Origin of the sequence: Microbacterium sp. NPDC091676 (assembly GCF_044756645.1) — a bacterium.
In the GTDB taxonomy this organism is placed as follows: Bacteria; Actinomycetota; Actinomycetes; order Actinomycetales; family Microbacteriaceae; genus Microbacterium; species Microbacterium paraoxydans_D.
In genome coordinates this window covers 809645-822246 of sequence record NZ_JBIVTI010000001.1, presented here as the reverse complement: position 1 = coordinate 822246, position 12602 = coordinate 809645, and the positions used below count along the sequence as shown (strand labels likewise).

At 69.9% G+C, this 12602-nt stretch carries 12 protein-coding genes; 8 read left to right on the top strand and 4 right to left on the bottom strand.

Annotated elements, in window-relative coordinates; all coding sequences use genetic code 11:
* Positions 1 to 87 precede the first annotated feature (87 nt).
* The 3 genes from ACIQID_RS04215 (at position 88) to ACIQID_RS04205 (ending at position 2705) form a co-directional block, all read left to right on the top strand.
* Positions 88 to 1389 carry a PrsW family intramembrane metalloprotease gene (locus ACIQID_RS04215; protein WP_400282257.1) on the top strand — a complete coding sequence of 434 codons (1302 nt, stop codon included), beginning with the start codon at positions 88 to 90 and terminating at the stop codon, positions 1387 to 1389.
* Between the two features lie 214 nt (positions 1390 to 1603).
* Entirely contained in the window at positions 1604 to 1972 is a 369-nt protein-coding gene (locus ACIQID_RS04210; protein WP_025103196.1) for an FKBP-type peptidyl-prolyl cis-trans isomerase, read from the top strand.
* Positions 1973 to 2150: 178 nt separating this feature from the next.
* Entirely contained in the window at positions 2151 to 2705 is a 555-nt protein-coding gene (locus ACIQID_RS04205) for a YceI family protein (protein WP_312672913.1), read from the top strand.
* A 29-nt stretch (positions 2706 to 2734) separates the two neighbouring features.
* On the opposite strand, the gene ACIQID_RS04200 is transcribed toward ACIQID_RS04205, so the two are convergent.
* Positions 2735 to 4030 (bottom strand): MFS transporter, encoded by a 1296-nt coding sequence (locus ACIQID_RS04200; protein ID WP_400282253.1) that lies wholly within the window; start codon positions 4028 to 4030, stop codon positions 2735 to 2737.
* Between the two features lie 185 nt (positions 4031 to 4215).
* On the opposite strand from ACIQID_RS04200, the gene rpsO reads away from it, so the two are divergent.
* On the top strand, positions 4216 to 4485 hold the full coding sequence (gene rpsO / locus ACIQID_RS04195) for a 30S ribosomal protein S15 (protein WP_017203073.1): 270 nt from the start codon (positions 4216 to 4218) through the stop codon (positions 4483 to 4485).
* Positions 4486 to 4584: 99 nt separating this feature from the next.
* Here the strand turns inward: rpsO and ACIQID_RS04190 are convergent, their stop codons facing one another.
* Complete coding sequence (locus ACIQID_RS04190; protein WP_292791565.1) at positions 4585 to 5589, bottom strand: isopenicillin N synthase family oxygenase; 1005 nt, start codon at positions 5587 to 5589, stop codon at positions 4585 to 4587.
* A gap of 152 nt (positions 5590 to 5741) precedes the next feature.
* Here ACIQID_RS04190 and efeU point away from each other — a divergent pair, with 152 nt between their 5' ends.
* From efeU to efeB, 3 genes are read left to right on the top strand one after another with little or no spacing between them, the layout of a single operon-like run.
* A complete protein-coding gene (efeU, locus tag ACIQID_RS04185; RefSeq protein WP_400282247.1) occupies positions 5742 to 6680 on the top strand; it encodes an iron uptake transporter permease EfeU in 939 nt (312 codons plus the stop codon).
* Complete coding sequence (gene efeO, locus ACIQID_RS04180) at positions 6677 to 7909, top strand: iron uptake system protein EfeO (protein WP_400282244.1); 1233 nt, start codon at positions 6677 to 6679, stop codon at positions 7907 to 7909. Before efeU ends, efeO begins: the two co-directional genes overlap by 4 nt.
* 25 nt (positions 7910 to 7934) lie before the next feature.
* The gene (efeB, locus tag ACIQID_RS04175) at positions 7935 to 9242 is read left to right on the top strand and encodes an iron uptake transporter deferrochelatase/peroxidase subunit (RefSeq protein ID WP_400282241.1); all 1308 of its coding nucleotides are present in this window, start codon (positions 7935 to 7937) and stop codon (positions 9240 to 9242) included.
* Between the two features lie 7 nt (positions 9243 to 9249).
* On the opposite strand, the gene ACIQID_RS04170 is transcribed toward efeB, so the two are convergent.
* A complete protein-coding gene (locus ACIQID_RS04170) occupies positions 9250 to 10137 on the bottom strand; it encodes a serine hydrolase domain-containing protein (protein ID WP_400282238.1) in 888 nt (295 codons plus the stop codon).
* Positions 10134 to 11264: an acyltransferase family protein gene (locus tag ACIQID_RS04165; RefSeq protein WP_400282235.1), complete on the bottom strand. Its 1131-nt coding sequence runs from the start codon at positions 11262 to 11264 to the stop codon at positions 10134 to 10136. The genes ACIQID_RS04170 and ACIQID_RS04165 overlap by 4 nt, the downstream gene beginning before the upstream one ends.
* Positions 11265 to 11375: 111 nt before the next feature.
* Here ACIQID_RS04165 and ACIQID_RS04160 point away from each other — a divergent pair, with 111 nt between their 5' ends.
* Complete coding sequence (locus tag ACIQID_RS04160; RefSeq protein ID WP_400282232.1) at positions 11376 to 12602, top strand: LLM class flavin-dependent oxidoreductase; 1227 nt, start codon at positions 11376 to 11378, stop codon at positions 12600 to 12602.

The following is a 12602-nucleotide window of genomic DNA, read 5'->3' as shown; positions in this document are numbered from 1 at the left end:
TTCTACGCTACCGGGTGCGTGCGGCCGGTCGGGTGGAGGAAGCCCCCAGAGCCCGGCGCGGATGCTTGTGCCCCATAAGCTTTGAGCATGACCTTCGGAGGACCGTCCGACCCCCAGCAGCCCGCCCGGTACACGCCGCCGTCCGCGCCCCCCGCGCAGCCGAGTGCGTACTCCGCCGCGCAGTACGCGCAGTCGCCGTATCTGCCGCCCTCATTCGGACGGCAACCGGGCTACGCGTCGGCCCTCGCGCAGCCGACCCCCTACACGCCGCCCGCGCCGGTGGCGCCGTCGCCTGCGGAGTCCCTGCCGGCTCTCCCGGTGCCGAACAAGAAGGGCCGCACGATCTCGTTGTGGCTGTTCGGCTTCCTCGGCTTCCTCCTGCTCGCGCTCATCGGCTACTTCGGCTGGGCGCTCGGGCCGACCGCCTCCGTGGTGGGGCTCGTGCTGGCCCTCATCCCGCTCACCATCGTCTTCCTCGGGGTGCGCATGATCGACCGGTGGGAGCCGGAGCCCAAGCGTCTCGTGGCGTTCGCGATCGCCTGGGGTGCCGTGGCCGCGGTCGGCCTCACGCTCCTGGTCGACATCGGTCTCACGATGCTGCTCGGCATCCGCTCCGAGGAGTTCTCGGCGGTGGTCCAGGCGCCCATCGTCGAGGAGTTCTGGAAGGGCCTCGGGGTCTTCCTCATCTTCCTGCTCGCGCGACGGTCCTTCGACGGTCCGGTGGACGGCGTCGTCTACGGCGCCCTCGTCGGGGCGGGCTTCGCGTTCACCGAGAACATCCAGTACTTCGCCATCAGCCTGATCGAGGGCGGCGGAGAGCAGCTCGGGGTCACTTTCATCGTCCGGGCGGTGCTGTCGCCGTTCGCCCACGCGATGTTCACCTCGCTGACCGGGTTCGCCATCGGCCTCGTCGCCCGCCGTCATGCGTCCGCGGGTGCGGCCGCCGGAGCCGGCCTGCTCGGCATGGTCGGAGCGATCCTCCTGCACGGGCTGTGGAACGGCTCGGCCACGTTCGCCGACTTCTTCGGGCTCTACTTCACCCTCCAGGTGCCGCTGTTCATCGGCTTCATCCTCGGGATCATCGCGTTGCGGCGCGAGGAGGCCCGCCTCACCCGCGCCCGCCTCGCCGAGTATGCCGCCGCGGGCTGGTTCACGCCGGAGGAGGTCACGATGCTGGCGACGCCGGCCGGCCGGAAGGTGGGGCTCGCCTGGGCGGCGCAGCTGCGCGGCGACCGCAGGCCGCTGATGCGGGAGTTCATCAAGGACGCGACGGCTCTGGCGGCCGTTCGCCAGCGGGCGATCACCGGTCGCGACCCGCTCGCGGTGGAGGACGAGCGTGCTCTGCTGATCCGGACCAGGGCGGCACGCGCGGCGCTGCTGGCCTACTGAGCGGCGTCCCCGGAGACAGACTCAGCGCCCGGTGCTGCGGCGATGCCTGCATGTCTCCCGGGCGCTGAGTTGATCTGCCACCAGGGTGCACCCGGCCCCGGGGATGTGTCAAGAGCCTCCGCGCCGGGGCGGTGGAGGCGGCTCGGCGAGGTGTTCGCTGTGAGCAGGTGCGGTCGCGTTGACCGGGTGCGCGACGGTCGGGTTGGATGGAGCCATGACTGATCGCACAAAGCCCGAGTTCGACGCCCCGACCGGCCCTGCGCCCGCAGAACTGGTCATCCGCGACATCATCGAGGGTGACGGTGCCGAGGCCAAGCCCGGCGACACCGTCACCGTCCACTACGCCGGTGTGGAGTTCGAGTCCGGCGAGGAGTTCGACTCGTCGTGGGGTCGCGGCGAGACCATCCAGTTCCCGCTCCGCGGCCTGATCCAGGGCTGGCAGGACGGCATCCCCGGCATGAAGGTCGGCGGTCGCCGCGAGCTGATCATCCCGCCGCACCTCGCCTACGGCCCGGCCGGGGGAGGCCACTTCCTCTCCGGCAAGACGCTGATCTTCATCATCGACCTCGTCGCCGTCGGCTGACATTCGTGTTCGGAAGCGCCCCGCACCCTGTGGTGCGGGGCGCTTTCGATGTCTCCGGACTTTCTGCTCCACACGGGAATACATGCGAGTGAATGTATGTTGTGGGAAGGGTGCCGCGGACGATCGCGGCGCCATCCCTTTCGCCGCCACCGCGGCCGACGACTCCTGAGGAGCAATCATGAGCAGCATCGACATCCCCGGTTACCGCCCCGGCACCTGGGTCCTCGACCCGTCCCACAGCGAGGTGACCTTCAGCGTCCGTCACATGATGATCTCCAAGGTGCGCGGCACCTTCGGTGTGAAGAGCGCGACGCTCGTGGCCCCGGAGAACCCCCTCGACGCCAAGGTCGAGGCTTCCGTCGACGTGACCTCGGTCGACACCAAGGACGACGGCCGCGACCAGCACCTCCGCTCCGCCGACTTCTTCGACACCGAGAACTTCCCGACCATGGACTTCGTCTCGACCGGCGCGCGTGTCGAGGGCGGCGACTTCCTCGTGGACGGCGACCTCACCATCCGCGGCATCACCAAGCCCGTCACCTTCGAGCTCGACTTCGGCGGCTTCGGCAGCGACCCGTGGGGCAACTACAAGGCCGGAGCCTCCGCCAAGACCGTCATCAACCGCGAGGACTTCGGCCTCACCTGGAACGCCGCGCTGGAGACCGGCGGCGTGCTCGTCGGCAAGGACGTCACGATCACGCTCGACCTCCAGGGTGCGCTGCAGCAGGACTGACGCGCAGACCTCTCCGAACCCCGGGCCCGTCAGGGCTCGGGGTTCTCTGCGTCGTAGTCGCGGAACCGGGGGTGTCGTCGGGCGAGGAGGGCGACGATGGCGATCACCAGGATCCCGCCGAGCAGCGGGGGGAACCACAGCGCCGTCAGGGTCGCGAGCGTCCCGGCGTAGAGGGCGCCGACGCGCGGACCTCCGGTCACCACCACGACGAACAGCCCCTGCAGCCGTCCGCGCATGGCGTCGGGCACGGCCGCCTGCATCATGGTGTTGCGGTAGATCGAGCTCACGTTGTCCGAGGCCCCGGAGAGGGCCAGCGCCACGCAGGCCGCGACGATCAGTGCGACGTGCGGCCGGTCCTCTTCGGCAGGCGTCGCGGAGAACGCGCCGATCAGGAGGACGACGCCGAACAGGGCGATCGCGGCGCCGTAGGCCTCGATCGCACGGGCGATCCCACGACCGTGCCACCGGTACTGCACCACGCGGCCGGAGAACAGGCTCGAGGAGAAGGTGCCGACCGCGACCGCGGCCGTGAGGATGCCGGTGGTGAACGCCCCGCCGCCGAGGATCACGGTGCCCAGCGCGGGGAAGAGGACGAGCGGCTGCCCGAACGTCATGGCGGTGATGTCCATCACGTACTGCATCCGGATGTTGCCCGCCCGGCGCAGGAATCGCCAGCCGTCGACGAGCGAGGCGAGGCCGGGACGCACGATGTCGCCTTCGGGGCGCAGGGCGGGGAGGGTCCACAGGCCGAGGAACATCGACAGCATGAGCACGACGTCGATCGTGTAGGTCCAGCCGTATCCGGTGAGCGCGACGAGGAGTCCGGCGAGGGCGGGGCCGGCCATGACCGTGAGCCCGAAGGCGACGCCGTTGAGCGCGGACGCCGCCGCGAGCATGTGGCGGGGGATCAGTCGAGGGACGATCGCCGTCCGCGTGGCCATGCCGACGGAGTTCGCCGCGGAGTTCACGATGCTCAGTGCGTACAGCCACCAGATCGTCTCCGTGGCGGTCCAGGTGAGCGCGGCGAGCAGCGCCGTGGAGGCGAAGGTCACGGTGGCCGCGATCAGCGCGACCCTCCGGCGGTCGAACGCGTCGGCGAGCATGCCGCCGTAGAGACCGGCGAGGATCATCGGGAGGAGGCCCGCGACGGCGATCATCGAGACGGCGAACGTACTCGCGGTCAGATCGAACACGTGCAGCATCACGGTCACGATGGTGAGCTGACCGCCGATGCCGGCGAGGGTGGAGCCGATCCACATGCGGGCGAAGGCCGGACTCGCCTTCAGCGGGGTGAGGTCGATCAGATGGCCGCGGCGGGAGCTCACAGGTCGATCTTCTTCAGCACCTCTCGAGCCTAGTCGACCGCGGCAGACCGATCGGGAGGCGGTGTCCCGCGCTCGTCGTCCGGGCTGGTAGACTCGTCAGGTTGCCGTTCGATCGGCCGCGGATAAAGAGAGCTCACGCATCAGGCGTCGGGCGCCGCGCAACAAGCAGAGAGGGGATCGAATCTATGGCACTGGAAGCAGACGTCAAGAAGGCGATCATCGAAGAGTACGCGACGCACCCCGGTGACACCGGATCCCCCGAGGTGCAGGCCGCGATGCTGACGCAGCGCATCAAGGACCTCACCGAGCACCTGAAGGAGCACAAGCACGACCACCACTCGCGTCGTGGTCTGTTCCTGCTCGTGGGTCAGCGCCGTCGTCTGCTCGGCTACCTCCAGAGCGTCGACATCGAGCGCTACCGCTCGCTGATCGCACGCCTTGGTCTTCGCCGATAAGGCACCACGGACCCAGCGTTCAATCGCGCAGAACATTCTTGAGAAGGCCGCCCCACGGTGTGGGGCGGCCTTCGTCATGTCCAGGCGGTGCGGATCCGTTCAGGCGGTCGTCTGCACCAGGTCGGGGTGGTGGATGGCAGCCACGTCCGGGTGTGCCCGCAGGCGGGACTTCATGGCGTTCTCGCCGTAGGTCGCGTGGATCGGATTGCTCGGGTCCTCGGTGACTCCGGTCGCCTCGGCGGCGAGCTCGGCGGGGAGCTCGAGGAGCGGCAGCTGCTGGTCGAGTGCGGGGTTGAAGAAGAACGGGATCGAGATCCGCTCCTCCGGCGCCCGCGGCGAGATCACACGGTGGTTCGTGGCCTTGAGGTATCCGCCCGTGGCGTACTCGAGCAGCTCGCCGATGTTGACGACGAACGCGCCGGGCACCGGGGGAGCCGACACCCATTCGCCGTCACGCTCGACCTGGAGACCGCCCTTGCCGGGCTCGACCCAGAGCAGCGTCAGCACACCGGAGTCCTTGTGCGCACCGACGCCCTGCTGCGGCTCCGGCTCGTTCGTGCCCGGATACCGCACGATCTTGATCAGGGTCGACGGCTCGCGGAACGGCTCGTCGAAGTAGGTCTCCTCCGCCCCGAGGGTGAGAGCCCAGGCGCGCAGGAGCTTGCGGGCGATCTCCGTCAGGGTGTCGTGCCACTCCGTGACGATCTCCTTCAGCTCCGGCTGCGCGGCGGGCCAGAGGTTCGGGCCGGTGAGGCGGTTGAAGACGGGCCCGCCCTCGACCGGCTCGCGCTCGGGGCCGATGTCGATCTGTTCGCGCCAGTCGACCTTGCCCTGGGTCCGCTCGCCGCCGATCCGGGTATAGCCGCGGAAGTGCGGGCTGTTGACGTTCTCGATCGCGAGCTTGTCCTCCTCCGGCAGCGCGAAGAAGTCGAGGGCGGCCTGGTGCAGCCGCGCTTCCAGCTCCGGCGAGATCCCGGTGCCGGTCAGGTAGAAGAAGCCGACGTCGTGGGTGGCCGCGCGGAGGTCGTCGCGGAAGCGCGCCGCGGCCTCGGGGCCGTCGTCGAGCTGGGACAGGTCGAGGATGGGGAGCGAGAGTTCAGCCATGGACCGAGGCTATGTCGCGGATGAGGGCCGAGGATGCTCTGTTGCACTCCATTACTTCGGTGGCCGGTGTCGGGCGGGCGCCGATCACGGTGCTAGAGTCTCGGTGGTAAGGGATGCCTTACCTCAGTCGCCCGTCAGAGAGTGTGTCTCCCGTGCTCGCCACTTTCCTCATCGGACTCCGCGAGGGTCTCGAAGCCGCGCTCGTCGTCGGCATCCTCGTCGCCTACCTCCGCCGGCTCGGGCGCCGCGACGCGCTGCCGCGGATGTGGACCGGCGTCGGTCTCGCGGTCGCCCTCGCTCTGGGCATCGGCGCGGTCCTGACCTTCGGGGCCTACGAGCTGACCTTCCAGGCCCAGGAACTGATCGGCGGCGGTCTCTCCCTCGTCGCGGTGGCGATGGTGACGTGGATGATCTTCTGGATGCAGCGCGCCGGCCGCACCATGAAGGCGACGCTCGAGGGTGGCATCGACCGGGCGTTGACGGCCGGGGGCCTCTGGGCGCTCGTCGCGATCGGCTTCGTGTCCGTCGCCCGCGAGGGCATCGAGACGACGCTGCTGCTGTGGTCGATGGTGCAGTCCTTCGGCGATGCCCCCTCGGCTCTTCTCGGCGCCCTCCTCGGGCTGTCGGTGGCGGTCCTGCTCGGCTGGCTCATCTCCCGGGGCGCGCTGCGACTGGACCTGCGGCGCTTCTTCGCCTGGACCGGTGGTTTCCTCGTGATCGTCGCCGCCGGCGTCCTCGCCTACGCCCTCATGGATCTGCAGGAGGCGGGCGCGCTTCCCGGCCCGTTCACCGCCGCCGCCCCGCTGGACCCGGTCACCGGTGCCGTCGCGGTGGGCGCGGCGGGCTTCCCCTTCGGCTGGGCCTTCGACGTGTCGGCCGCGATCGCCCCGGGCGGCCCCCTCGCCTCCGTCCTGCAGGCCACGGTCGGCTTCATGCCCGCCATGACGTGGCTGCAGGTGCTCGCATGGGGCCTCTACCTCCTCATCGTCGGAGGCCTCTACCTCCGCGGGCTGCGCTCGTCGCGCCCCTCGACGCGCGGCGCCTCGGCCGCCACCCCGACCTCCTCCCTCACACAGCAAGGAGCAGCATGATCACCTCGCACCGGGTCCTCGCCGCGGCGGCCGCCGCGGGTACCGCCGTCCTCCTCCTCAGCGGCTGCGTCGCGAAGAGCGACGCCGCGGCGACCGGGGCGTTCGACGTGTCGTCCACCGACACCGATTGCGCCGTCTCCGGCTCCACCGCGAAGAGCGGGACGCTGACGTTCGACGTGACGAACGACACCGACCAGGTCTCCGAGTTCTACCTGCTGGCGGAGGACGGCCTGCGCATCGTGGGCGAGGTGGAGAACATCGCCCCGGCGGCGTCCCGCACGCTGACGGTCGTCGCACAGCCGGGAGAGTACTTCACGCTCTGCAAGCCGGGCATGGTCGGCGACGGTGTCGGCCGGGCCTCGTTCACGGTGACCGGAGACCGGGTGGCGGTGGACGGTCCCGACGCCGAGCAGAAGCAGAAGGCCGTCGATCTCTACGGGGCTTTCGTGAAGGATCAGGTCGGGCAGCTCGTACCGGCCGTGGAAGACCTCGTGGCCGCGTACGAGTCCGGTGACGACGAGACCGCCCGCACGCTCTTCCCGCAGACGAGGGCGTTCTACGAGCGCATCGAGCCCGTCGCCGAGGCGCTCGGGGACCTCGACCCGCGGATCGACTACCGAGAGGTCGATGCGGTCGCGGAGGGGCTGGACTGGACCGGCTTCCACCGCATCGAGAAGGACCTCTGGGTGCCGGCGAAGGACGCGCTGAACGCCGACGGTGAGACGCCGGCGTGGCAGGACTGGGCGCCGTCCACCCCTGCGGAGCGTGCCGACTACGGCGATCTGCTGCTGGCCGACGTGCAGGAGCTGTACGACTACGTGCACTCGGACGACTTCACCACCGCGCTGGACGACCAGGGGATCGGCGGCATCTCCAACGGCGCGATCGCGCTGCTCGACGAGGTGGCCACGGGCAAGATCTCCGGCGAGGAGGACTGGTGGTCCGGCACGGACCTCTTCGACTTCGCCGCGAACGTCGAGGGCTCGAAGATGGCCTTCTCGCTCGTGCAGGACTTCGCCGCCGCACAGGGCGATGATGGTGAAGCCCTCGTCTCCGAGATCGAGAACGGCTACGCCGCCCTCGAGGAGTCCCTCGCCGCGCACGGCTCGCTCACGGAGGGTTTCGTCGGCTACGGCGAGCTGACCGAAGCGGACAAGCGGGAGTTCACCGATCTCATCAACGCCCTGGCGGAGCCGCTCTCGCAGCTCACCGGCACGGTTCTCGCCTGACGACGGCCCACGGGGAAGCACGGACGTGAACGAGTCGGAACCGCCGGAGGCCCGGGAGAGCGCAGCGGGGGCGCCTGCCGTGCCCTCCGGCGGCGGTCTCAGCCGTCGCGGGCTGCTCGGGCTGGCCGTCGGCGGCGGGGTCGCGGGTCTGGCCGTCGGCCTGGGGGCCGGGACGGCCGGCGGCGTGGCGCTCGGACGCGCACGAGCCGCGGAGGAGGCCGGGTCGCGGTACGAGTTCTTCGGCGCGCACCAGGCGGGCATCACGACGCCCGTGCAGGACCACCTGCACTTCGCGAGCTTCGACATGATGCCCCGCACGGACCGCGATGACCTCGTCTCGCTGCTGCAGGACTGGTCCTACGCCGCGGCGCGGATGACGCAGGGTCTGGAGGTGAGCGCGAGCGGTGCGGTGAACGGTCCCGCCGAAGCGCCCCCGGACGACACGGGGGAGGCGCTGGGTCTCCCCGCCGCGGGGCTGACCCTCACGTTCGGGTTCGGGCCGGGGCTGTTCGAGAACGAGGACGGCGATCGCTACGGTCTGGCCGCCCGGCGGCCGCCCGGTCTCGAACGGCTCCCCGCCTTCCTCGGGGACGACCTCGACCCCGCGGCGTCGCACGGCGACCTGTGCATCCAGGCCTGTGCCGACGACCCCCAGGTCGCCGTGCACGCGATCCGCAACCTCAGCCGCATCGCGTTCGGGCGCGCGCGGCTGCGCTGGTCGCAGCTCGGATTCGGCAAGACCTCGCGCACGACAGCCGGCCAGGCCACACCCCGCAATCTCTTCGGCTTTAAGGACGGTACGGCCAACATCCTCGCCGACGACACCGCGGCGCTCGCCGACCACGTCTGGGTCGCCGACGGTGACGAGCCGTCCTGGATGGCGGGCGGTTCGTATCTGGTCGCCAGGAAGATCGCCATGCTCATCGAGACCTGGGACCGGGTGCGCCTCGCGGAGCAGGACACGATCATCGGACGGGACAAGGGGGTGGGGGCGCCGCTTTCGGGAGGCGACGAGTTCACGCCACCGGACTTCCACGGCACGACGATCGATGCGAACAGTCACGTCCGGCTCGCGCATCCGGAGCAGAACGACGGCATCCGCATCCTGCGCCGCGGGTACAACTACGTCGACGGCAACAACACTCTGGGGCGCCTGGACGCCGGGCTGTTCTTCCTGTCCTACCAGCGCGATCCCGCGCAGTTCATCAGCCTGCAGCGACGGCTGTCGACCGACCGTCTGAACGAGTACATCCGTCACGTGGGCTCAGGGATCTGGGCGATCCCGCGGGGCGCGCGACCGGGCTCGTACGTGGGCGCGGAGCTCTTCGCCTGACGAGCGCTCAGCGGGCGACCGCGACCTCTTCGAGGACAGCGACCGTCGCGGCCGCGAAGGCATCCGCTCCGGCGTGATCGTGAGCGGTGACGGTCACGACCGCGTCGTCGAGGAACAGGAGGAGCTGGCCGTGGGCCCCGTGCAGCCGCCACGCCCGCCCCGGACCCTGCCAGCCCGCGAGCGCATAGCGGTCGTAGCCCGGGTTCACGCCCGCGACGACGCCGTCCTGATGCATGGCGTCGATCCACTCCGGCGAGACCAGCTGTCCACCCCGCCAGGACCCGCGATCGCGGATGAGCAGACCTAGGCGCGCCACCTCCTCGGTGCGGAGCGGCAGTCCGCCACCCGCCTCGATGCGGCCGTTCGGGCAGCGGGACCACGCCACGTCCTCGATGCCGAGCGGGGCGAACAGGTGGGTCGAGAGGTAGTCGCCGACGTCGCCCACGCGGGCCGCGAGAGCGGTCATCGCGGTGTAGGTGCTCGCGTTGGAGTACTGGAACACGCGGCCGCGTGACGGCCGTCGCAGGAACTCCCGGGCCAGATCCGGCCAGTCCGTCATCAGCGTCTCCGACCAGGGCAGGTCGATGCCGCTCGACATCGACAGCAGGTGACGCAGGGTGACGTGAGCGACGCCGTCGCCGAGCTCGTGATCGGGCAGGAGGGCGGCAACGCTCTCGTCCAGTCGGACCAGCCCGTCGTCGGCGGCGAGGGCGGCGGCCAGCACGCAGACACCCTTCGCGATCGAGTGCACGTCTTCCCGGACGTCGGGCGTCCAGCGGTGATCTGCGGTGTCGTCGCCGATGCGCACGTGGAGTCCGTGCGCGGCGAAGCCCTGGGACGCGACGAGGGCGACGAGCCGATCCCTGACCACGGACGCGGGGTGGGCGGCCCTCATCGCGGACGCCGGGATCCGGTCGGATCGTTCCGGCGGCCCTCGCGCGAGGCGAGCTCCGGATCGGCGAAGAGCCACCGCGGCCGGGGCTCCACGAGCGGACGGAACACCCGCCGCACGGGCGCGGTCGCGAGCAGCAGTGCGAGGACCACCGAGAGCGCCGTGACCGCAGGGAGCCAGAACCAGGTCGGCTCGAGGTCGCGCAGCACGCCGCTCTCACGGAACGGGTAGAGCACGAAGGAGTGCAGGAGGTAGACGTACATCGTGTACTGACCGAACGTGGTCCACCAGTACGATCCCCGGGGGATGAGGGCGAAGAACGCGGCACACAGCACGACCGCCAGCAGCATGAGCAGGATGCGGATGCCGCCGGCCCACCACTGGTCGCCGACGAGGTCCACGTAGGAGTCCTCGTAGAACAGCCAGTGACGCAGGTCGACCGCCTGCCAGATGGGCAACCAGTTCCAGGCCGCCCACCCGGCCGCGCCGAGGATGACGACGGCGATGACCCGGATCCACCACGGGCGGACGTCGAGGAGGCGGAGGCGGTCCACGACGTTCCGCTCGCGGAGCCACCAGCCCAGCGTGAAGAACGGCAGCAGGCCCAGGGTCCGGGAGAGCGAGAACGTGCTGTCGACGTTCGGGAGGTAGCCGGCGCCGATGGAGATCACGATCGTCCACAGCAGCGGCCAGCGCAGCAGGGCGAGATAGGGGAGGACGAGGCGGAAGATGCCCAGCGCGAGGAGGAACCAGAGCGTCCAGCTGGGCTGGGTCGGGTTCGGCGTCGTCTCTCCCTCCACGAGCCACTTGGTGAGCGTCCAGAGCGCTTCGAAGATGACGTAGGGGAGGATGATGTCGGTGATCACGCGGGCCATCTGCGTGCGGGTGGGCGAGCCGGACTTGGAGAAGTATCCGGAGATGATGGCGAACGCGGGCATGTGGAACGCGTAGAGCGCGAGGTAGAACGCGAAGGCGATGTCCGAGTCGTAGCTGAGGCGCTGGATGGCGTGGCCCAGCACGACCAGGACGATGCAGGCGTACCGGGCGTTGTCCCAGAAGGGCACGCGGCGGCGTCTGCGGGGAACCGGTCCGGTGCTGGGTCCTGTGGTGCCGACCCCGGTGGTGCTCATGCTCCGAGGCTACCGGTCGGGAATAAAGTTGCCCTGCACGCGTTGACCCAATTACATTCAAATGAATAGAACCGGATGTCGAGCATCCGATTCGGAGAACACGGAGCAATCATGAGCGAGCAGTCAGGCGCGCAGGCGATGCAGTTCGGCATCATGTCGGTCAGCGACATCACCCGCGACCCCACCACGGGAGTCACCCCCAGCGAGCAGGAGCGGATCAAGGCGACGCTGGCCATCGCCACGCACGCCGAGGAGGTGGGCCTCGACGTCTTCGCGATCGGCGAGCACCACAACCCGCCGTTCTGGTCGTCGAGCCCCACGACGTTCCTCGCCGCGCTCGCCGCTCAGACGGAACGCCTCATCGTCTCGACCTCGACGACGCTGATCACGACGAACGACCCGGTGCGCATCGCCGAGGAGTACGCGATGCTGCAGCACGTCTCGGACGGCCGCATGGACCTCATGCTCGGCCGCGGCAACACCGGCCCGGTGTACCCGTGGTTCGGGCAGGACATCCGTCAGGGTCTGCCGCTCGCCATCGAGAACTACGCCCTGCTGCACAAGCTGTGGCGTGAGGACGTCGTCGACTGGGAGGGCAAGTTCCGCACCCCGCTGCAGGGCTTCACCTCGACACCCCGTCCGCTCGACGGCATCGCCCCGTTCGTGTGGCACGGCTCCATCCGCACCCCGGAGATCGCGGAGCAGGCCGCCTACTACGGGGATGGCTTCTTCGCGAACAACATCTTCTGGCCGAAGGAGCACTACCAGCGCCTCATCGAACTGTACCGTCAGCGCTTCGAGCACTACGGCCACGGCACGCGCGAGCAGGCGATCGTCGGTCTCGGCGGCCAGGTGTTCATGGCCGCGAAGTCGCAGGACGCGGTGAACCAGTTCCGCCCGTACTTCGACAACGCGCCCGTCTACGGTCACGGCCCCAGCATGGAGGACTTCACCGAGATGACCCCGCTGACGGTCGGCTCGCCGCAGCAGGTGATCGATCGCTACGCCGGCATGCGCGAGCACTACGGCGACTACCAGCGCCAGCTGTTCCTCATCGACCACGCGGGTCTGCCGTTGAAGACGGTCCTCGAGCAGCTCGACATCCTCGGCTCCGACGTCGTGCCGGTGCTCCGCAAGGAGCTCGCGAAGGACCGCCCGTCCACGGTGCCCGACGCGCCGACCCACGCCGCGCGCGTGCAGGCGACGTACGGCGACGGGCCCACCCGGCAGGCGCGCCCCGGTGCGAACCGCGGAGACAACCTCACCGGGGACTCGCCCTACCAGGACACGCCGGCGCCCGCGGGCGCCGCCTTCGGACTCGGCCGGAAGGAGGCCTGA

Excerpts from the sequence above, each read along its gene's own strand:
- ACIQID_RS04215 (WP_400282257.1), top strand. The coding sequence starts at position 88 with ATGACCTTCGGAGGACCGTCCGACCCCCAGCAGCCCGCCCGGTACACG.
- ACIQID_RS04210 (WP_025103196.1), top strand. The coding sequence starts at position 1,604 with ATGACTGATCGCACAAAGCCCGAGTTCGACGCCCCGACCGGCCCTGCG.
- ACIQID_RS04205 (WP_312672913.1), top strand. The coding sequence starts at position 2,151 with ATGAGCAGCATCGACATCCCCGGTTACCGCCCCGGCACCTGGGTCCTC.
- rpsO (WP_017203073.1), top strand. The coding sequence starts at position 4,216 with ATGGCACTGGAAGCAGACGTCAAGAAGGCGATCATCGAAGAGTACGCG.
- ACIQID_RS04190 (WP_292791565.1), bottom strand. The coding sequence starts at position 5,589 with ATGGCTGAACTCTCGCTCCCCATCCTCGACCTGTCCCAGCTCGACGAC.
- efeO (WP_400282244.1), top strand. The coding sequence starts at position 6,677 with ATGATCACCTCGCACCGGGTCCTCGCCGCGGCGGCCGCCGCGGGTACC.
- ACIQID_RS04170 (WP_400282238.1), bottom strand. The coding sequence starts at position 10,137 with ATGAGGGCCGCCCACCCCGCGTCCGTGGTCAGGGATCGGCTCGTCGCC.
- ACIQID_RS04165 (WP_400282235.1), bottom strand. The coding sequence starts at position 11,264 with ATGAGCACCACCGGGGTCGGCACCACAGGACCCAGCACCGGACCGGTT.
- ACIQID_RS04160 (WP_400282232.1), top strand. The coding sequence starts at position 11,376 with ATGAGCGAGCAGTCAGGCGCGCAGGCGATGCAGTTCGGCATCATGTCG.